The sequence below is a fragment of the Paraburkholderia sp. BL18I3N2 genome, assembly GCF_003001875.1.
GTDB lineage: Bacteria > Pseudomonadota > Gammaproteobacteria > Burkholderiales > Burkholderiaceae > Paraburkholderia > Paraburkholderia phytofirmans.
In genome coordinates, this window is record NZ_PVNC01000030.1 from 33,145 (window position 1) to 54,169 (window position 21,025).

Consider the following 21,025-nt stretch of genomic DNA (forward strand, 5'->3'; position numbering starts at 1 on the left):
TGGTTTGTGTAAGCACACTAGTGTTCAAATGATTGGAGAAGGAACCATGAAGATTGTTGTGCCGGTTAAGCGAGTGGTCGATTACAACGTGAAGGTCCGGGTCAGGTCGGACGGCAGTGGCCTTGACCTCGCGAACGTGAAGATGTCGATGAATCCGTTCGACGAAATCGCGGTTGAAGAAGCAGTGCGTCTGCGCGAAGCAGGCGTAGCCACGGAAGTGATCGCCGTGTCGGCGGGTGTGGCGCAAGCGCAGGAAACGCTGCGTACCGCGCTGGCGATCGGCGCGGACCGCGCGATCCTGATCGAGTCGAATGAAGAGCTGCAGCCGCTGGCTGTCGCCAAGCTGCTCAAGGCGCTGGTCGACAGGGAGCAGCCGTCGCTGGTGATCCTCGGCAAGCAGGCGATCGACGACGATTCGAACCAGACCGGCCAGATGCTGGCCGCGCTGGCGAACCTGCCGCAGGCCACGTTCGCCTCGAAGGTTGTCGTGGCAGACGGCAAGGCGACGGTGTCACGCGAAGTCGACGGCGGCGCGGAAACGCTGTCGCTGACGCTGCCCGCCGTGGTCACGACCGATTTGCGCCTGAACGAGCCGCGCTACGTGACGCTGCCGAACATCATGAAGGCAAAGAAGAAGCCGCTGGAAACGATCAAGCCGGAAGACCTCGGCGTCGATGTCACGCCGCGCCTGAAGACGCTAAAAGTCGTCGAGCCGCCCAGGCGCTCCGCCGGTGTGAAGGTGCCGGATGTGAAGACGCTGGTCGAGAAGCTGAAGACCGAAGCCAAGGTGCTTTAAGTAGAACGCGGAGACAGAGCAAATGACGAATCTGGTAATTGCAGAACACGACAACGCGTCGATCAGGGCCGCGACGCTGAACACGATTGCAGCGGCGCAGAAGATCGGTGGTGACATTCACGTGCTGGTGGCCGGTCACAACGCGCAAGCCGCAGCAGATGCGGCCGCGAAGATCGCAGACGTTTCGAAAGTGCTGCTGGCCGACGCGCCGCAACTCGAAGCAGGCCTCGCTGAAAACGTCGAAGCGACCGTGCTGGACATTGCGAAGAACTACTCGCACATCCTCGCGCCGGCGACCGCATACGGCAAGAACATCGCGCCGCGTATCGCTGCGAAGCTCGACGTCGCGCAGATCAGCGACATCACCGCAGTGGATAGCGCCGACACGTTCGAGCGTCCGATCTACGCGGGCAACGCGATCGCAATGGTTCAATCTCAGGACCCGATCAAGGTCATCACGGTCCGCTCGACCGGTTTCGACCCGGTTGCAGCAGAAGGCGGCAGCGCAACGGTCGAGAAGATCGAAGCCGCAGCCGATACCGGTCTGTCGCAATTCGTGAGCCGTGAAGTGACGAAGCTGGATCGTCCGGAACTGACCTCGGCGAAGATCATCGTCTCGGGTGGCCGCGGGCTGGGCAGCGGTGAGAACTACACGAAGGTTCTGGAGCCACTGGCCGACAAGCTGAATGCAGCGCTGGGCGCATCGCGTGCGGCGGTGGATGCCGGCTTCGTGCCGAACGACTATCAGGTCGGCCAGACCGGCAAGATCGTCGCGCCGCAACTGTATGTGGCCGTCGGCATCTCGGGCGCGATCCAGCATCTGGCCGGCATGAAGGACTCGAAGGTCATCGTCGCCATCAACAAGGACCCGGAAGCGCCGATTTTCAGCGTCGCCGATTACGGTGTTGTCGGCGATCTGTTCGCGGTCGTGCCAGAACTGGTAGCCGGCATCTGGGCTCCTTGAGATTTGAGTCCTTTTACTGAAGGAGGTGCCTGTGTATATCTCGACTCAGATCCGGCAAAACGCCGCGAACGCGGTCAATGCAGAGGACGCAGACATTTGGCGATGGTTTGCAGGCCTGGTCGAGGAGCGTCGTATCCGTTGGTGTCTTGCTGACGGCAACTGGTTGGTGAGTGTCGATCACAGGCACGTTGCGACGGACGAAAATTTTGATCACGCGATACGAGCCGCCCGGCTGATCAGTAGACGATGGGACGAAAAGGCAAATCGCGAGTTACCACGACGAAGCGGGGCATAGAGCCGCGAAAGTTTTGAGAGCGCGCATGCATCTCCGAGGTTCGCGTGTGAGAGCGCAAGCCTTTGCCCGGTATTCCCGGGCTTTTTTCGCACACGTACCGTTGTAGACGCAAGACGCTCCTGACTCCGCAGCGGTTACTGATTCCGGGTCAGAGTTAGTCAATCATGACGCATGGAGGTGGGCGATGAGTTTACGTGAAGGATCCTTGAGATCAGTGGTGGAGAAATGGTTTGGTGCTGGGTCAGATGCACGCGCACGAGTCACGCGATCCAGGCACATCCGATGCAAACAGTGGAGATGCGTCCGTGTCGAGGCAACGCGTTCTGTCGGCACGCTTGAACTTATCTTTTTTCGACACGAAGACGGCTCGTGGTGCGTGTTTCCGCCAGACACGAGACGATTGACGATGGACGTCTCAGAATTGCCTCGAGTTTGACGTGTGCCATGCGAGACCGATCGATTGCGATAGTTCGCCGATAAGAGCTCCGGCGATCAGCGGCCCCTGCGTTGCCTGGCCGCTTTACGCTAATTAATTTTGACGATGCAGCCCAAAATGACCTGCAGGAAGAACGAAAGACAATCAGCAAAGCCAAACCGAGACCTGAACCGACAAATTGGCCACGCCTGAGCATGCAGAGTTCGCTGGTCATGGTGCTCGGAGAAAGGATGCTTAGTCTATCCTGTCGAGATCGCCATCGAACTCGATCGCGGTCAGGAAGCCTCCGTGGAATCTCTTTTCCACGTCACTTTCGATTATGTTCAGTGCTCGCACTGCCTCAGCATGATCGTTTGCGTTGTCCTGCGGTTTATAGCCCAGGAAATTGGCATGGGAGTTATCCCAACGGGCATCGGTGTTCGCGGAAATCCCGTAGACATCGACGTAGTGAAAGTCTGGATGGTCAATGCATCGTTTGACCAGTTGCACCATGTCACGCTTGCTGATGAACGTCATCAGCTGGCGCGGGTGCGATGGTACGTCGTCGGGACGATAGGACCCGATACGCAGCGACGCGACGGACATTCCGTGCTTGTCCGCATACAGTCGACCCAGGCCTTCTCCGAACACCTTGGAAACTCCGTAGCGGCTATCAGGACGCGGTAAAGCATTTGCATCGATTCGCTTCGAGCGATCGGAGAAACCCACGGCATGATGCGAGCTTGCAAACACCACGCGCTTGACACCCGCGAGGCGGGCGGCCTCGAAGACATTAAAGCATCCCGAAATATTCAATGTGAGGATGCGCTCCCAAGTATCCTCGTCAGGCGCACCTGCGAAATGCACGACGCAGTCGATGCCTTCCATCGCCGCCTGAACTTGCGAGAAATCGCGAATATCCAGAGTGACAACTTCTTCGCCTTCGCGCGCTGCTTCTTGAGGCGCGATATCTGCAACTCGCAGCAGGTTGTACTGGCCATAGAGGCCCGCACGAAGCTCCTTACCAATGTTGCCGGCGGATCCTAAAAGCAATACTTTCATCCTGAACTCCTGTTTATAGCGCTGGGTCAACACAGAGCGGTCTTGCGGGTGCCTGTGATGACCCACTGATGGAAAACGTACCATCGTGGACGTTCTCTGACCACAGGCTCTTGCAATCGCAATTTCCATGAGTCTAGGTTTGCCAAGATGCGATCGGTTTGCCAAGATGCGATCGTCCTATACCGTGTCGAGGCATCGTCCAGATCTGTAGGAGGCGCTTATAGCGCCGCGGCGACGACCGCAATTTCGACCGCGTAGTCGGGCGACAGAAGCTGTGCGTGAATCGTCGTGCGGGCTGGCGTTGAACCGGGGACGACCCACTTGTCCCACACCGAGTTGAGATCGTTGAAGTGCGCCAGATCCGCGAGATACACGGTCGCGGATACGAGCAGTTCCTTGCTGCTACCGGTTTTCCCCAACAAGCCGTCGATCTGGTCCAGGATGTCCTTGACCTGCGTCACAACATCCGCGCCGGGCGTCCTCGTGGCAACCTGACCAACGGTAAATACCAGACCGCCGGCTTTAACTGCCTGACTGAGTCGGGCTCCCGCATCTACACGTTGAATCTCCATCGATAAAGCTCCGTCGTAGTGGTGATCGTTCAACCGCAGCCATTCGCCGCGACTACCGGATCATTATGCAGCGTTGAATTTGTCGAAGTGGCGATTTTTTTCGGTACTGATTCATTCGTTTATTTCATGAGTCGTCGTCTCAGAGCGGCCTTGCTTTCCATTCCAAAGTGGAATGTTAATATATCCAAAAAAATCGCTTTTCCTACTATTTCGTTTACCTAAGAGTGGCGATAGGTCGCACACGTAATCACCATGTGCGAACACTGTCGATGTCAAACATTGTCCGCTGGCAAGCCGACGCTTGCGAATCTGGAGAGCAACTAATGAAAAAGTTTGCTGTTATCGCCGCCGCATTGGCTATCTCGAACGTGGGCCTCGCGCACGCAGATACGATCGATGTCAAGATCGGGAATTCCGGGCCACTAACCGGGAACGGTGCGGTCGCTGGTAAGGATGCCGAAAATGGTTTGCGTCTCGCGATCGACGAGTTGAATGCCAAAGGAGTGACGATTGGAGGGAAGAAGGCTAACTTCATTCTCGACTCACAGGACGATCAGGGCGATCCCCGTGTTGGCGTACAGGTTGCGCAAAAGCTCGTTGACGATCACGTGGATGCGGTCATGGGACCATTCTATTCCGGCGTGACGCTTGCGGCCGCGACAGTGTATGGCCCATCGAAAATCCCGGTTATCACCAGTGCGACGAACCCCGCTGTGACGCGCCAAGGCATGACCAACCTCTTTCAGGTCTTACCGAGTGATTCGAGGCTCGGTGGCGAGATGGCGCGCTATGCGGTGGCTTCGCTTAAAGCGAAAAAAGCAGCGATCATCGATGACCGGACGGCCTATGGCGGTGGCGTGGCCGACGAGTTCGAGAAAGTGGTACGCCAGTCGGGGGTCGACATCGTCGATCGGGAATACACCAACGACAAGGCCACCGACTTCAAGGCGATCTTGACCAAAATCCGCGCCACCATGCCGGATGTAGTCTTCTTCGGCGGCTACTCGCAGCAGGCCGGCCTGCTGGTCAAGCAGATGCACGGTTTGGGGATCAAGGCGTTGCTGCTGGGAGGCGATGCTATCTGCAATCCGGACACCGGCTCGATCGGCGGGGAGCAAAGCGCGAGCGTCCGCTGCCCCATCGGCGGATCCCCCTTGGCGGGCACCAGCTTGACAGGCAAGTTTCACGACGCCTACGTAGCCAAGTTCAAAGCGCAGCCCCAAATCTATAGCGCAGTGTTTTACGACGCGATGAACATGGTGGCCGCTGCGATGCAGAAGGCGGGTAGCACCAAGAGCGATGTGGTAGTGAAACAACTGCGCGACACCGACTACACCGGCATCGTCGGCCAGTACTCGTTCACGTCTTCAGGTGAGCTGAAAAGTCCTACCGTGACGATCTACAAGTTTGCCGGCAGCAAACTGCAAGTCGCCAACTGATGCAACATTCGTAGTGATCTGTGGCGCGGGGCCACCGGTCGTGATCGATCCGTGGCCCTGGGGAAATGTGCATTGCAAATGGATCTCGCATTTATCGCATGAGCGAACGGGCTATGCCCGGTTCGCTCATTGCTATTGGTCGCTCGATACCCGTTCAGTGGGGAAGCAGCGGCAATCCAGAGGTGTATCGACAAGTGATCTGACTAAATGCGCTTTGTAGAGCGGATTAGTTTGGAGGATTGAAGGGCGCGAAGTAGTGCGATCGCCCGTCGGAGGGGTGCCAGGCATCGATTGAATAAGATTGAATTGACCGGTCTGGTCAGATGGATTGGTGCTTTCTATCGCTTTGTCCGGTCGGCAGTCCTACTGCTAGCTCTCCAACCGCAGACCGGAGACGAAAAGAACCTATAGACCTTCGCATCCGAGATTGCGAAGCCGTGCATCAACCCAGCTCGTGTCGAGTCGGCCTTCCTCAATTTCCACGATGGTCTTTTCTTCGGCGTGATGTTTTTCCGACGCTTCCTGGTAGACCTGTTCCATATAGTCGAACGGGACGCACAGAATGCCGTCCGCGTCGGCGATAACCAGATCGCCGGGCTCGATGCACATGCCGTCAAGAGCAACCGTCACGTTAATTTCACCCGGACCGTCCTTGTAGGGGCCGCGATGCGTGACACCCGCAGCGTAGACGGGAAACGGGTTCTTTTTAATAGTAGCCGCGTCGCGGATCGCACCATTGATCACGATCCCGCCCAGCTTCCTGCTGGCAGCATACCAAGTCATCAGTTCGCCAATCAGGGCATTCGTCAAATCTCCGCCGGCGTCTACCACCACCACGTCACCCGGTTCAGCCAGATCGAGCGCTTTGTGCACCATCAGGTTGTCGCCCGGGCGGCACTTGACGGTCAATGCAGGACCTACCATTGGAGTGCCGTCATGCATTGGGCGCAGTGCCGCGCCGCCGGCCGTCATACGCGACATGACGTCGCTGACATTAGCCACCGGCAGATTGCGAAACTGCTCCACAATGCGACTGTCTGCCTTACGCGCTCGTGCGTGAATCTTAAAGCCAATCATTCGAACTCCCAAGAACCGGTTTGTCGTTAGTCGAGAAAACGCCCGGACGAGATCGCTAATCCATGAGACATGGATGGATGTCGCATGCCGAGAAAATCGGCTCGGGCTGTTTGACCAACGCACGATATGTCACTGATCAAGCAAAAAAAAGCGAACTTTTCTAATGTCATGTATTGCTTTTTTTCTGCCGGGACAGGAGGCGTGATTGATTTGGAAAAAAGCCCCCTCGTTATGCCTTGAGCAGGATTCTGCCGAAATCGCAGCATTCGGACGCCAGCTGTGCAACCTCGTGATTAAGCGAGTTCGGATGATCGCTTCGGTACATCGCAACGTACCTGACCGGAGGTAACGGCGGCTCCGTCTCAATGGTCCCGAGCAAGCCATTTTCGATGAGGTAGCTGAGACATTCTTTGGGAAGGTAGCTGACGCCGAGGCCTGAAAGCGTCAGGCCAATTTGCGCAACGAGATTGTTGCTCGAGAGCGCTTTCGTGACCCTCACACCATTATCTTGAAGAAAGCGCGTGTAAGTTGCTCCGGTACCCGATGACATGCCTTGAGTCAGCAGGGGGAATTGCGATATCTCGGCGAGAGGCACCACTCTGCTCTCAGGGACCAGCGTGGGGACACACATCCAGGCATTCTCAACGGCAGCAAGAGGAATCGAAACGAAGCGATCGGAGATCGGCGCATCAGGGACAACGATGAGATCGATCGTGCCGGCGGCGAGCCGGTCGCGCAAAGGAGAGCCTAGATCCACTTCTGCCTCGACGGTGACGCGAGGGTACGCGCGGCGAATGGCTTCGACCAGCTGGGGAAGCCAAGTCAGAGCGGTAAGTTCGGTGACGCCAATACTGAGCTTGCGCACCAGCAGATCTTTCGTGCTCACGCGCTCGATTGCTGCGTCTCGCCGATCGAGGAGATCTTTGGCGTGGTAGAAAAGTTCTTCGCCTCGTTCGGTGAGTTTGGCGCTGCGGCGTGTGCGATCGAACAACTCGATGTCGAAGGTGCTCTCGAGTTCCTGAATACGTTTGGAGATGGCCGACTGGCCCGCGTTCAACTTGGCAGCCGCTGCCTCGAATGAGCCAAGCTGCACTATCCAGTAAAGAGCCTCCAGCTGTTTGAAGGTAAGCATGACGGCGTCCAGTATGAAAAAAAGAAATATTATACGATCAAAAAAAATCGCTTTTTTCATTTTTTACGGAGCCTTATCGTTTCGTTGACGCTCGATGGAAGGCAACTAAGCCGAGCCTAAAGGCTGTGGCACCGCATGCGATCTGGTCGCCTGCCGCGTGTTTTGCATCCACATCGATCGTTTCCACGGGGCCGCATGCGACCCCAATTGAAACGCGATCCGGCACAATGGTTTAACGGTGGGAACAAAGCCCAATGAATCAAGCAATGCTTTCGAATCGTATCAATCGTGTCAAACCGTCCCCGAGTATTGCCGCCAAGGCGCTCGTCGACCGGCTTCGTGCGGAAGGTCGAGATATTATCGATTTCACGATCGGGGAACCGGACCTTCCGACGCCTGCGTATATCGTGGATGCGGCGATCAAAGCGCTTGACCGTGGTGAAACCAAGTACACGGCATCAAGCGGGATCGCACCTTTGCGTCAGGCGATCGCTGACAGTCTGCGGCGAGACAGCTCGCTTGAATACCGCCCCGAAAACGTCGTCGTTGGCGGCGGCGGCAAGCATGTATTGTTCAATGCGCTGACGGTGACGCTGAACCCGGGCGACGAAGTCATCATTCCCGCTCCGTTCTGGGTTTCTTACCCCGACATGGTCGCGTTGAACGATGGTGTGCCCGTGATCGTTACGTGCGAAGAGGCCGACGGTTTCAAGCTGCAACCTGAAGCGCTCGAAGCCGCGATCACACCGAAAACGAAATGGCTCTTCCTCAACACGCCGAATAACCCGACCGGCGTGGTTTATACGCGGGAAGAACTCGAGCGGATCGGTGCGGTGCTAGAGCGTCATCCACATGTGTGGCTATTGTCTGACGAGATTTACGAGCACTTTGTGTTCGGCGGCAGAACGCACGTTTCGCCGATCGCTGCGATTCCCTGCGTTGCTGAGCGACATCTTCTCGTGAGCGGTGTATCGAAGGGGTACGCGATGACCGGCTGGCGAATCGGCTATGGCGCAGGTCCGCGTCCGCTGATCGATGCGATCGGAAAGCTGATCACGCAGAGCACGACATGTCCCAGTTCGATCAGTCAGGCTGCAGCGGTCGCGGCGTTTGCAGGCCCGCGGCCCGACGAAATTTCGCGAATCTTCGCGGAGCGTGCCGAACTAGTGGCCTTTCTTCTTCGGGACGCGAAAGGGCTCACCGTTAGCGTGCCACAAGGTGCGTTCTATCTGTTTCCTTCTGTTCGTGACTTGATCGGTAAGAAAACGCCTGACGGAAAAGCGATCCGGACAGATCTCGATGTGGTCCAATTTCTTGTCGAACACGCTGGCGTGGCGACGTTGGATGGTACCGCTTACGGCTTGTCTCCGTATCTGCGTCTGTCATTCGCGACGTCGAACGACGCAATTGTCGAAGGCTGCAATCGCATCGTTCGCGCGTGCGCTGATCTCCGATAGCGCCTTCGCGCAGCAGGATCAAATCTAAAAAGGACAATGTCGTGGCGGGAAGTTGTACTCCAGGATCGCTGAAGCTGAGCTACATGGGAAGCTCGGCGATCCTTTGCGAAAGCACTGAGCCGCTCAGTCTGAGCCAGCAAACGCTGTTCTGGGCGTTGGCAATGTCGGTGAGCAAATGGCCCTCCGTGGAAGAGGTCATTCCAGGAATGAATAATCTCCTCGTGATCTTGGAACGCCGTGTCGACGAACCGTGGGAAGTGGCGGAGCAGATTCGTGCCGAATGGCCCCGCACTATGCCTTTGTCCGTGACCGGCAAGGTCGTCGACGTTCCGGTCGCGTACGGCGGCGAGTATGGACCTGACCTCAAATATGTGGCCGGGCGGGCCGGGAAGAGTTTGACGGATACGGCAGCGCTCCATGCGTCGGGTGAGTACAAGGTGTTCTTCCTGGGTGCGCACGCAGGTTTCGGGTATCTCGGGGGGCTCGACCAGCAACTGCACTCACCTCGATTGGCGAAGCCTCGTCTGAGCGCACCATCTGGAACGGTCGCTATCGGAGGAATGCAAACTGGCGTCATAGCGCAAACGTCCCCGAGCGGCTGGCGTTTGATCGGCAAGACAGACCTGAACTTCTTCCAGGCCGATCGGCAGCCGCCGGCACTACTCGCCCCGGGAGATACCGTCCGGTTCCAGATCGAGAGAGTTGAAACGTGATAGAAATACTGACAGTCGGCCCTCTATGCTCGATACAGGACGAAGGCAGGCGAGGGTATCGCAACCTCGGGCTCGGCCTTGCGGGCGCCATGGATCAACTTGCGTACCGGGTCGGCAATGTTCTGTGCGGAAACGATGCTGGCGTCGCATCGCTCGAAATGACCGTTTTCCCGGTGAAGCTACGTTTTGGCAAGCGCGTACGTGTTGCGCTGACTGGCGCTGCTTGCCCGATCACTGTCGATGAGAAAAAGATCCCGCCATGGTGGTCGTTTGTTGTCGAGGCGGGACAAACGCTCACGGTGAGTGCGCCGTTATCGGGAGCGCGTGCTTATTTGTCCGTACACGGTGGACTCGCAGTCCCGGACGTGCTGGGTTCCCGCAGCACCGATATCAAAAGTGGCCTCGGTGGACACGAAGGTCGTTGTCTGAAACGCGGCGACGTGTTGCGCGTGGGCGAGCCGACGAACTCACCGCTGGCGGCAAGCGAGAGCGGCTTCGGCGTGATGCCTCCCGACGTCGCATTGACTGACCTCGTACCCACGAGTAACAGGAGCGTGCGCGTGATGCCCGGCGCTGAATTCGACCGGTTTAGTGAAGCCGGACTCGAGACCTTCTGGAATACCGGCTGGAATGTGACGCCGGACAGCAACCGGATCGGTTATCGACTCGAAGGCCCCGAAGTGGAGTTCAAGCAACCGGTGGAGATGCTGTCGCACGGCATCCTTCCCGGGGTCATCCAGGTGCCGCCTTCCGGACGACCTATTGTCATCATGAGTGATGGTCAGACGTCGGGCGGATACCCGAAGATCGGAACCGTGATCGAGGCGGATCTATGGCGGCTTGCGCAGACTCCGATTGGTTCACAGGTTCGTTTTGAAGAGGTCTCGGTGCAGGACGCCGTGCTTGCCTCAACGAGTGTTAATCGATACGTGTCGCAGATCGAGAATTCACTCTGGAGAGTGAGATGAATATTCCAGATCTCGAGAAGATTATCGGCAGCTTGTCTCAATCCGGCGTGCGCGAGTTGCGGCTCAGGAAACCCGGCTTCTCGCTGGAGGTGCGGCGTGGATCGGATCAGGCCGGCAGGTCGCCCGAACCCCTCAGCGTGTTGACTCACGATCGTGCTGGGTCCGGCCGTAGCAAAGGCGACTTCGTGCAGTCACCTCACGCGGGCATTTTTTACGGTCAACACCCGGCCTTTCGCGAAGTGAACGTTGAGCGTTCGAGCGTCAGGGCCAGCGATATTGTGGGCTTCGTTGCAAACGGCGTCGTCCTTCTGCCGGTCTCATCGCCGCGGGATGGGGTCATCGGCGAGCAGATCTGGCCGGATGGCTCGCTCGTTGGTTACGGCACCGACGTATATGAATTGCAAGGAGAGGGGGCGTGAACCAAATCGATCTGAATTCCGATCTCGGCGAGGGTTTCGGCGTCTATAAGCTGGGCGACGACGAGGCAATGCTCGATATCGTTTCGTCGGCGAACATCGCATGTGGCTTCCACGCCGGCGATCCCGACGTGATGCACAAGACGGTCGTCGCGGCAATGAAGCGCGGCGTCGATATTGGAGCACATCCGGGTTTCAACGACATCTGGGGTTTCGGGCGCCGCACCATCGTTGGCGATTCGATGCGGACGATTGAGAATCTGATTGCGTATCAGATCGGCGCATTGCAGGCCATCGCACGCGCTGCGGGCGCAAATGTGAGCCACTTCAAAGTGCATGGTGCGCTCGGTAACCTGATGTTCACGGACCGTGAGATATCCGACGCTGTTGTTCGAGCGGTCAAGGCAGTCGATCGAGAACTCCTGTTTGTGGTGCCACCTAACACGGAAGGCGAATCCGCAGCGGAGCGTGGCGGTCTGAATCTGGTTCGGGAAGTATTCGCAGATCGTGCGTACACCGACGAGGGGCATCTCGTATCACGCAGGCTCCCGGGTGCAGTGATCCACGACGCGGAGCTGGCCGCCCAGCGGGTAATCGACATGATCGACCACAAATGCGTTGCGTCGATTTCGGGAAAGAAGGTTGCCGTCAAGCTCGACACCGTGACCGTACATGGTGACACCGAGGGCGCGGTGACGATGGCGAAGATCGTGCGCTCGCGACTGGTCGAGAACGGCATCGTCGTGCAGCCGGTGTCCAGAACCTTTGCGCGGTGAGCCGTTGCGGAAGCTTCGTCTTGCGACGCGAGACGAAACGAAGAAATATCTAAGCGAGCGTCAGTGTGGACTCTGAAAAAGTACTGCAGTTAATTCAACTGATGTCGGAAACCGACATTTCCTATCTGAAGTTGAGAGAGGGAGATTCGACGATTACGTTGAAATCGGACGGACGCAAATCAGACCCCGCGATCCTGCTCCGGATCAATCCGGAGAGTGTCGAGAAAGCCTCGACGTCGGTAGCGGCTGCTGCCGACGAGGCCGCTCGCGTGTTCTGTTCGCCGGTGACAGGCGTGTTCTACGCGTGTGCATCGCCAGAGGATCCGCCATTCGTCGAAGTAGGCACCCCCATCCGTCCGGGCAAGCCGCTTTGCATCATTGAAGCCATGAAGATGCTGAACGAGATCGAAGCCGATGTCGAAGGCACGATCGCCGCCATACTCGTCAAGAACGGCGACGTCGTGACGGCCGGGCAACCGCTGTTTGCATTGAACTGAGATTCGGAGCCCAAAGAATGTTTCAAAAGATCCTGATTGCAAATCGCGGTGAGATCGCGCTCCGGATTCAGCGTGCGTGCCGCGAATTGGGGATCCGTTCTGTCAGCGTGTTCTCCGAGGGCGATCGCAATGCGCGATCCGTAGAGCTGGCGGATCAGGCGATCTGCATTGGCCCGGCGCAGTCGTCGAGGAGCTATCTGGATATGGCGGCGGTGATCGGTGCCGCCGAGGCCACGAAGAGCGACGCGGTCCACCCGGGGTACGGATTCCTGTCGGAAAACGCTCTCTTCGCGCAGCGGGTCACCGAGTCGGGCCTGGGTTTCATCGGGCCCCGCGCCGAAACGATCCGGCTGATGGGCGACAAGGTATCGGCGAAAGCAGAGATGCTGAAAGCAGGCGTGCCTTGTGTACCCGGCTCGCGCGGCGCGCTGACGCAAAATTCGGACGAGACGTTGGCGGAGGCGGATCGTATCGGCTATCCGGTCATCATCAAGGCCGCTGGCGGTGGCGGCGGACGGGGGATGAGAATCGTCCGCGAGCGGGACGAACTTTTGCCCGCCGTCACGATGACGCGCGAAGAGGCTGGCAGGGCGTTTGGCAATCCGGAAGTGTACATGGAGAAGTTTCTGGAGAAGCCGCGCCACGTCGAGATCCAGGTGCTTGCCGATTCGCACGGGCAGGCAGTGTGGCTCGGCGAGCGTGATTGTTCGCTGCAGCGCCGGCATCAGAAGGTGATCGAGGAGTCCCCGGCGCCGCATATTGACCGTAACCAGATTTCGAAGGTGGGCGAGCAGTGTGCCGAAGCCTGTCGACAGATGGGATATATCGGCGCGGGAACATTCGAGTTCCTCTATGAAGATGGCGCTTTCTACTTTATCGAAATGAATACGCGAGTGCAGGTAGAGCATCCGGTCACCGAGATGGTGACGGGCATCGATATTGTACGCGAGCAGATCCTTGTTGCGGCGGGCGAGCGGCTTTCGTTTAGCCAAGGCGACATCGGCATTCGCGGCCATGCCATCGAGTGTCGGATAAACGCAGAGGATCCTGTGTCCTTCATGCCTACGCCGGGAAAGATCGAGCAATGGCATATCCCGGGGGGACCAGGTATCCGCGTCGATTCGCATGCGTACGCAGGATATGAGGTCCCGCCGTACTATGACTCGATGATCGGAAAGCTGATTGCATATGGGCAGACCCGCGCGCATGCAATGCAGCGGATGCGCGTCGCGCTGCGTGAATTCTCGGTAGAGGGAATCAAAACCAATATTCCTTTGCACCGCGATTTGATGAATGATGCGGAATTCGAGAAAGGGGGTGTCACCATCCATTATCTCGAGTCGAAACTGCATGCCAGCGCTCCCTGACGCGACAGAGCGCGTATTGCCGCAGCAGGATTTTTTAACTGAATCCAGATTGGAGTCGTACCCGTGAAGCCGATTATCATTGTTGGCGGTGGCGTGATGGGTTGTTCGCTTGCCTATTTTCTTTCCAGTCACGACTCGAAACGCCCGATCATCGTGATCGAGCGCGATCAGACATATGAACGCGCTTCGTCGGCTTTGTCTACGAGTTCTCTGCGTCAGCAGTTTTCGACTCCCATTAACATCCAGCTTTCGCAATTCGGATACCAGTTCATGGCTGGTGAAGCGGATGTGGCACAACAGGTTTCCCTGACCCCCAGAGGCTATCTATTTCTGGCGAAAGCCAATCAGGAAGCAGGGCTTCGCGAACGAAGCGAAATTGCCCGCTCTTATGGTGCGCAGGTCAAAGAGTATGAGCCAGAAGAACTGAAGAAAGAATGCCCGTGGCTGCAGGTTGACGACCTGTCGTATGCGGTGCGCGGCTTGTCGGGTGAAGGCTGGTTCGACGGCTACAGTCTGATGCAGCTCTTTAAGTCCCGCGCGCGGGAGGCCGGCGTCAAATTCGTCACCAATGATGTGACGGGCTTCGATATCGAGGGGGACCGGGTGCTGGCAGCCCGTTTCGCCGATGGCACCCGCGTCGAGGGCGAAATCTTCGTTAATGCAGCGGGCCCGTGGTCGGGCGAGTTGGCCGCCACGATGGGCCTGGAAATTTCGGTTAGACCGCGTCGGCGCACCGTGTACATGGTGTCGTGCCCGACGAGATTCACTGATTTTCCTATTCTGATGGATACAACCGGCATCTACGTGCGGCCCGAGCAAAATCACTTCATCCTGAATCTTTCGCCGAAGCCTGAGTTGGACTTCGACGATCTGCCGTTGGATCCGGATTTCGGCGCGTTCGAGGAATTCATCTGGCCGACCCTTGCTGAGCGTATCCCCGCATTTGAGGCGTTGCGCATCGAGCGCGCGTGGGCCGGGTATTACGAATTCAACACCATCGACCATAACGGTCTGGTTGGTCAGATGGGTTATCAAAACCTCTATCTCGCAACGGGTTTCAGCGGGCATGGCCTTATGCACAGCCCTGGTGTGGGTAGAGGATTGGCGGAACTCATCACGTACGGTGAATATCGCTCTCTCGATTTGTCTGCGCTCGATCCTTATCGATTCGAACGGGGTGAGGAGATCGTGGAAAAAGGCGTCTATTAATCGGACGTCGTTTTGCGGAAGGGCATCGATCGAAGGACAACAGGGACTGGCTGCTCAACTCATCGACAATATCGACAAGTTTGCGGCGAAGAGTCAACTGGCCTGAACGACAGCAGGAGCGCAATGCGTCGCTGAGATTGACGCTCTGCGCTCCGGCAACCTGAATGCTATTTCTCCGTCACGCACGGTCATAACCCGGATGCCGTAACGACGCTATGGGGTCGATAAATATCAAAGACGAATTTCACCACTCGCCACGGATCGAAGCGGCAAAGGCGGCGAATGAAGAGGACGCTGTTCTTTGGCGATGGTTTTCGGCCTTAATTGACGAAGGACGTTTGCGGTGGTGTCGCTCGAGTAGCGGCTGGTTGGTAAGTGTTGACCATAAACACGTTGCGACTGAACCCGATTTCGATTCGGCGATTCGCGCGGCTAAGTCTCAGGTATCCGTGGTGACGGAGCTGAAAAAGCAACGCTCACGTCGGGTGAAAATTCAATCGAATTCAAAAGCGCACATGTCTGTAGGCGGCTAGCGTTCATCGCACCTACTGTCGAATCTTGCAGTCGCACGACTCAGCCATTGGGGGGCTGCTCGATTCGCTACGTCATTACGAGTCGTGTGTTCAAAGGGCGAACTGATTCTCATACCGCGTTTGCGACGCCTCATAGTGGTTCCGTAGACCGACTTTCTTTCATGATTTGGCGGTGCTCGAAATTCTTTCCATTTTACTTCCACTTCGCAACTTCGCGACGCATGACGAGGTGGGCTTGGGCACGGGAAGATGTTCATTCCCTCTCTATCCCATTGAGTAGATGCTACTTCCCCGTGCTGGTTGGACGATGATCTTGGGACGATCACTTTTACGCATGTTTTACGATGGAAAAAAGTCGCTTTTCTTTTGTTTTTGACCGTCAGAAAGTGGGGCCGTGATTCGAAAGATCTGGAACCATCATCTTGGATGAGGGGATCTTTCCAACGGGACTCGTTGCCTTGCATGAAGCGAAGCTCGACGGAGCCGCGTCAATATACAGTGGGATCGAATGATTTCGATGTCGACAATTGATCACGGATGAGGCGACGAGCGACGTGGCCAGAGAGATATGACGATCGTCAAGGCGTTGCGGTGCTTGGAATGACTGGACGTTGGTTGCCAAAGATACGTTGGGGTTGTCCATCGCGTTGTCATGCTTGAGGGTAGCTACGGCTAATGGAAGAGGAAGTTGAGATGAAGATTGTTGTGCCGGTTAAGCGAGTGGTCGATTACAACGTGAAGGTCCGGGTCAGGTCGGACGGCAGTGGCCTTGACCTCGCGAACGTGAAGATGTCGATGAATCCGTTCGACGAAATCGCGGTTGAAGAAGCAGTGCGTCTGCGCGAAGCAGGCGTAGCCACGGAAGTGATCGCCGTGTCGGCGGGTGTGGCGCAAGCGCAGGAAACGCTGCGTACCGCGCTGGCGATCGGCGCGGACCGCGCGATCCTGATCGAGTCGAATGAAGAGCTGCAGCCGCTGGCTGTCGCCAAGCTGCTCAAGGCGCTGGTCGACAGGGAGCAGCCGTCGCTGGTGATCCTCGGCAAGCAGGCGATCGACGACGATTCGAACCAGACCGGCCAGATGCTGGCCGCGCTGGCGAACCTGCCGCAGGCCACGTTCGCCTCGAAGGTTGTCGTGGCAGACGGCAAGGCGACGGTGTCACGCGAAGTCGACGGCGGCGCGGAAACGCTGTCGCTGACGCTGCCCGCCGTGGTCACGACCGATTTGCGCCTGAACGAGCCGCGCTACGTGACGCTGCCGAACATCATGAAGGCAAAGAAGAAGCCGCTGGAAACGATCAAGCCGGAAGACCTCGGCGTCGATGTCACGCCGCGCCTGAAGACGCTAAAAGTCGTCGAGCCGCCCAGGCGCTCCGCCGGTGTGAAGGTGCCGGATGTGAAGACGCTGGTCGAGAAGCTGAAGACCGAAGCCAAGGTGCTTTAAGTAGAACGCGGAGACAGAGCAAATGACGAATCTGGTAATTGCAGAACACGACAACGCGTCGATCAGGGCCGCGACGCTGAACACGATTGCAGCGGCGCAGAAGATCGGTGGTGACATTCACGTGCTGGTGGCCGGTCACAACGCGCAAGCCGCAGCAGATGCGGCCGCGAAGATCGCAGACGTTTCGAAAGTGCTGCTGGCCGACGCGCCGCAACTCGAAGCAGGCCTCGCTGAAAACGTCGAAGCGACCGTGCTGGACATTGCGAAGAACTACTCGCACATCCTCGCGCCGGCGACCGCATACGGCAAGAACATCGCGCCGCGTATCGCTGCGAAGCTCGACGTCGCGCAGATCAGCGACATCACCGCAGTGGATAGCGCCGACACGTTCGAGCGTCCGATCTACGCGGGCAACGCGATCGCAATGGTTCAATCTCAGGACCCGATCAAGGTCATCACGGTCCGCTCGACCGGTTTCGACCCGGTTGCAGCAGAAGGCGGCAGCGCAACGGTCGAGAAGATCGAAGCCGCAGCCGATACCGGTCTGTCGCAATTCGTGAGCCGTGAAGTGACGAAGCTGGATCGTCCGGAACTGACCTCGGCGAAGATCATCGTCTCGGGTGGCCGCGGGCTGGGCAGCGGTGAGAACTACACGAAGGTTCTGGAGCCACTGGCCGACAAGCTGAATGCAGCGCTGGGCGCATCGCGTGCGGCGGTGGATGCCGGCTTCGTGCCGAACGACTATCAGGTCGGCCAGACCGGCAAGATCGTCGCGCCGCAACTGTATGTGGCCGTCGGCATCTCGGGCGCGATCCAGCATCTGGCCGGCATGAAGGACTCGAAGGTCATCGTCGCCATCAACAAGGACCCGGAAGCGCCGATTTTCAGCGTCGCCGATTACGGTGTTGTCGGCGATCTGTTTGACATCGTACCTGAGTTGACCGGCGCAGTATCGCATTGACGAGCCGACCGTTGTTCCAAAGACCTGCGGTAGATTTATGTAGTCGCGCTTGAACATCTCGTCCAGAAGTTCTTCAGCGGATCGCGCCGTGCCGGTCATGTGCAAGCAGATCGCTTCATAAGCGAGAGTCGTCAGGACCTAGGACTTGCTGACCTCGCGAATCCCCGCGAGGCGCATCGCTCTATCCCCTTATCGAAGATAGGAGTAGTACGGTGCAAGACATCATCGATGGAATTGCTGAGTTTCAGAAGAACATTTTTCCAAAGCGCTCGGCGCTTTTTAAAGAGCTAGCCAAAAAACAAAGTCCGAACGTGCTTTTCATTACCTGCTCGGACAGCCGCGTTGTTCCTGAACTGCTAACACAGCGCGAGCCAGGTGATATGTTCGTTATACGCAATGCCGGAAACATCGTACCGTCTTACGGGCCTGAACCAGGTGGGGTGTCAGCGACAGTTGAATATGCCGTCCAGGTGCTGAATGTAAGCGATATTGTAATTTGCGGACATTCAGACTGCGGCGCCATGAATGCAATCGCGTCCTGCAAATGTCTGGACCATATTCCTGCTGTCGGGAGCTGGTTGCGATACGCGGACGCCGCGCGTTTAGTCAATGCATCGCGGACCTACGAGTCACCGGCCACGCAACTTCACGCATTGGTACAAGATAACGTCGTAGCGCAGCTCGCGAATATCCGAACCCACCCATCTGTAGCACTGGCAATCGCACAGTGCCGTTTGAACCTTCACGGATGGGTATATGACATACCAACAGGAGACATTGATGCTCTCGACAATTCGACGCAGCGGTTTGTGCCGTTGCGTAACCATCCACAGGCGTGCGCTCTACGAAGTTTCCCTGCCCCTGAAAAGTGAAGGAGAGCGAATCAGAGGGGTATCTGACGATAGCCTGAAGTTCATTATCTATTGAAATTAGCAATAAGTTAATGGACTTAAAGGATTACCTATTTCGATATAACTCGATGGGTGCTATTAGCGCGTTAATAAGCAGTTTGAAGGCGCACGCTAAAAGCCACGAAGCGAATGGTTCGGAAACGTCAAGTTCCTGTACGTTAAGCGAAGGAATGTTTTTCCTCGGGATTCGCGTTGGTGTGTGCAGCTCCTGTTCGCAAATCAGCGGCTGTGTTTCTTTTATCGCGGTACTGCCGCAAATTTTCGCAATCTTAATCGCAATGGATATCCTCATCCAGCAGATCCTCAACGGATTGGTGCTTGGCAGCGTTTATGCCATCATCGCACTGGGCTATACGATGGTTTACGGCATTCTGGGCATCATCAACTTCGCTCACGGCGATGTGTTGATGGTGGGCGCGATGGTTGCGCTTTCGGCCATAGGCGTGCTTCAGAACCACTTCCCCGGTCTTGGCAATGTGCCGACGCTCATCATCGCGTTGATTATCGCGGCCATCGTGTGCGCGGCGGTCGGCTATACGATCGAGCGCGTGGCTTACCGGCCGCTGCGCAAGGCGCCGCGTCTTGCTCCGCTGATCACCGCGATCGGCGTGTCGATCCTGCTGCAAACGCTCGCGATGATGATCTGGTCGCGCAACCCGCTGCCCTTCCCGCAGCTTCTGCCCACCGATCCGCTGAACGTGATCAAGGCCACCGACACGACGCCTGGCGCCGTGATCTCGATGACTGAAGTCGTGATCATCGTGGTGGCGTTCCTCGTGATGGGCGGCCTGCTGCTGCTGGTCCACAAGACCAAACTCGGCCGCGCCATGCGAGCCATCGCTGAAAACCCGGCCAATGCCTCGCTGATGGGCGTGAACCCGAACTTCGTGATCTCGGCCACCTTCATGATCGGCTCCGCGCTTGCTGCGCTCGCTGGCGTGATGATCGCGTCCGAATACGGCAACGCTCACTTCTACATGGGCTTCATCCCCGGCCTGAAGGCCTTTACCGCGGCGGTGCTCGGCGGTATCGGCAATCTCGGCGGCGCGATGGTCGGCGGCGTGATTCTGGGGCTGATCGAACAGTTGGGCGCCGGCTATATCGGCAACCTGACCGGTGGCGTGTTCGGCAGTAACTATCAGGACGTGTTTGCGTTCATCGTGCTGATCATCGTGCTGGTGTTCCGTCCGTCGGGTCTGCTCGGCGAACGCGTTGCGGATCGCGCTTGATCCAGGCCAAGGAGTAAATCAAATGACCTCAATTCAATCGATCGAGCCGTCCACGACGCTCATTCCCGAGAAGAACCTGGCGAAGACGCTGACCGTCGGCATCATCACTGCGTTCTTCGTGATCGCTGCGCCGATGATCATCGGCACCGCCGGCGGCAACTACTGGGTTCGCGTGCTCGACTTCGCGATGCTGTACGTGATGCTGGCACTCGGTCTCAATGTCGTGGTCGGCTTTGCCGGCCTGCTCGACCTGGGTTATATCGCGTTCTACGCTGTGGGCGCCTATACCGCGGCGCTGCTGTCCTCGCCGCATCTGACCTCGCAGTTCGAGTGGATCGCGCATCTCGCACCGAACGGGCTGCACGTGCCGTTCCTCATCATCGTGCCGTGCGCGATGGCGGTGGCGGCGTTTTTCGGCGTGATACTCGGGGCGCCGACGCTGCGTCTGCGAGGCGATTACCTCGCCATCGTGACGTTGGGCTTCGGGGAAATCGTCCGGATCTTCCTTAACAACCTCGACCGTCCGGTGAACATCACCAACGGCCCGAAGGGCATTACCGGGATCGATTCGGTGCACCTGGGCGACTTCAGTCTCGCGCAGACGCACTCGCTGTTCGGCTTCCAGTTCCCGTCGGTGTACTCGTACTACTACCTGTTCGTGCTTGCCGCGCTGCTGGTGATCTGGGTCTGTACGCGTTTGCAGCACTCGCGTATCGGCCGTGCATGGGCCGCGATCCGCGAAGACGAAATCGCCGCCAAGGCGATGGGCATCAACACCCGTAACGTGAAGCTG

20 protein-coding genes are annotated in these 21,025 nt (G+C 57.5%); 16 read left to right on the forward strand and 4 right to left on the reverse strand.

All coding sequences use genetic code 11. From position 1 onward, the window contains the following. Positions 1–46 precede the first annotated feature (46 nt). The gene (locus B0G75_RS37240) at positions 47–796 is read left to right on the forward strand and encodes an electron transfer flavoprotein subunit beta/FixA family protein (protein ID WP_106314658.1); all 750 of its coding nucleotides are present in this window, start codon (positions 47–49) and stop codon (positions 794–796) included. Between the two features lie 22 nt (positions 797–818). Continuing rightward, positions 819–1,760, forward strand: a complete 942-nt coding sequence (locus B0G75_RS37245; protein ID WP_106314659.1) for an electron transfer flavoprotein subunit alpha/FixB family protein — start codon at positions 819–821, stop codon at positions 1,758–1,760. A gap of 965 nt (positions 1,761–2,725) precedes the next feature. On the opposite strand, the gene B0G75_RS37260 is transcribed toward B0G75_RS37245, so the two are convergent. Further along, entirely contained in the window at positions 2,726–3,532 is an 807-nt protein-coding gene (locus B0G75_RS37260; protein WP_106314660.1) for an NAD(P)-dependent oxidoreductase, read from the reverse strand. A gap of 218 nt (positions 3,533–3,750) precedes the next feature. Continuing rightward, complete coding sequence (locus B0G75_RS37265; RefSeq protein ID WP_106314661.1) at positions 3,751–4,104, reverse strand: RidA family protein; 354 nt, start codon at positions 4,102–4,104, stop codon at positions 3,751–3,753. A gap of 323 nt (positions 4,105–4,427) precedes the next feature. Here B0G75_RS37265 and B0G75_RS37270 point away from each other — a divergent pair, with 323 nt between their 5' ends. Further along, positions 4,428–5,543 (forward strand): branched-chain amino acid ABC transporter substrate-binding protein, encoded by a 1,116-nt coding sequence (locus tag B0G75_RS37270; protein ID WP_106314662.1) that lies wholly within the window; start codon positions 4,428–4,430, stop codon positions 5,541–5,543. 405 nt (positions 5,544–5,948) lie between these two features. Here B0G75_RS37270 and B0G75_RS37275 read toward each other — a convergent pair whose 3' ends face one another. Then, positions 5,949–6,620, reverse strand: coding sequence for an RraA family protein (locus B0G75_RS37275; RefSeq protein ID WP_106314663.1), 672 nt, complete (start codon positions 6,618–6,620; stop codon positions 5,949–5,951). Between the two features lie 229 nt (positions 6,621–6,849). Beyond that, a complete protein-coding gene (locus tag B0G75_RS37280; protein WP_106314677.1) occupies positions 6,850–7,752 on the reverse strand; it encodes a LysR family transcriptional regulator in 903 nt (300 codons plus the stop codon). 266 nt (positions 7,753–8,018) lie between these two features. Between B0G75_RS37280 and B0G75_RS37285 the strand changes: the two genes are divergently transcribed. The 13 genes from B0G75_RS37285 to B0G75_RS37350 all read left to right on the forward strand — a co-directional run. Continuing rightward, positions 8,019–9,209 (forward strand): pyridoxal phosphate-dependent aminotransferase, encoded by a 1,191-nt coding sequence (locus tag B0G75_RS37285; RefSeq protein ID WP_258194899.1) that lies wholly within the window; start codon positions 8,019–8,021, stop codon positions 9,207–9,209. A gap of 83 nt (positions 9,210–9,292) precedes the next feature. Further along, complete coding sequence (pxpB, locus tag B0G75_RS37290) at positions 9,293–9,922, forward strand: 5-oxoprolinase subunit PxpB (RefSeq protein ID WP_106314665.1); 630 nt, start codon at positions 9,293–9,295, stop codon at positions 9,920–9,922. Continuing rightward, entirely contained in the window at positions 9,919–10,890 is a 972-nt protein-coding gene (locus tag B0G75_RS37295; RefSeq protein WP_106314666.1) for a biotin-dependent carboxyltransferase family protein, read from the forward strand. Before pxpB ends, B0G75_RS37295 begins: the two co-directional genes overlap by 4 nt. Further along, entirely contained in the window at positions 10,887–11,309 is a 423-nt protein-coding gene (locus B0G75_RS37300) for a hypothetical protein (RefSeq protein WP_106314667.1), read from the forward strand. The genes B0G75_RS37295 and B0G75_RS37300 overlap by 4 nt, the downstream gene beginning before the upstream one ends. Further along, on the forward strand, positions 11,306–12,082 hold the full coding sequence (locus B0G75_RS37305; RefSeq protein WP_106314668.1) for a 5-oxoprolinase subunit PxpA: 777 nt from the start codon (positions 11,306–11,308) through the stop codon (positions 12,080–12,082). The genes B0G75_RS37300 and B0G75_RS37305 overlap by 4 nt, the downstream gene beginning before the upstream one ends. 65 nt (positions 12,083–12,147) lie before the next feature. Beyond that, a complete protein-coding gene (locus B0G75_RS37310) occupies positions 12,148–12,579 on the forward strand; it encodes a biotin/lipoyl-containing protein (RefSeq protein ID WP_146142586.1) in 432 nt (143 codons plus the stop codon). Positions 12,580–12,596: 17 nt separating this feature from the next. Next, positions 12,597–13,946, forward strand: coding sequence for an acetyl-CoA carboxylase biotin carboxylase subunit (gene accC, locus B0G75_RS37315; RefSeq protein ID WP_106314670.1), 1,350 nt, complete (start codon positions 12,597–12,599; stop codon positions 13,944–13,946). Between the two features lie 63 nt (positions 13,947–14,009). Then, a complete protein-coding gene (locus B0G75_RS37320; RefSeq protein ID WP_258194900.1) occupies positions 14,010–15,155 on the forward strand; it encodes an FAD-binding oxidoreductase in 1,146 nt (381 codons plus the stop codon). Positions 15,156–16,381: 1,226 nt separating this feature from the next. Then, the gene (locus B0G75_RS37330; RefSeq protein WP_106314658.1) at positions 16,382–17,131 is read left to right on the forward strand and encodes an electron transfer flavoprotein subunit beta/FixA family protein; all 750 of its coding nucleotides are present in this window, start codon (positions 16,382–16,384) and stop codon (positions 17,129–17,131) included. Between the two features lie 22 nt (positions 17,132–17,153). Further along, positions 17,154–18,092, forward strand: a complete 939-nt coding sequence (locus B0G75_RS37335) for an electron transfer flavoprotein subunit alpha/FixB family protein (protein ID WP_106314671.1) — start codon at positions 17,154–17,156, stop codon at positions 18,090–18,092. Positions 18,093–18,304: 212 nt separating this feature from the next. Further along, entirely contained in the window at positions 18,305–18,964 is a 660-nt protein-coding gene (locus tag B0G75_RS37340; RefSeq protein ID WP_106314672.1) for a carbonic anhydrase, read from the forward strand. 317 nt (positions 18,965–19,281) lie between these two features. Next, the gene (locus tag B0G75_RS37345; protein WP_106314673.1) at positions 19,282–20,232 is read left to right on the forward strand and encodes a branched-chain amino acid ABC transporter permease; all 951 of its coding nucleotides are present in this window, start codon (positions 19,282–19,284) and stop codon (positions 20,230–20,232) included. A gap of 22 nt (positions 20,233–20,254) precedes the next feature. Further along, positions 20,255–21,025: ABC transporter ATP-binding protein (locus tag B0G75_RS37350; RefSeq protein ID WP_106314674.1), on the forward strand; the 771-nt coding region annotated here is incomplete at its 3' end.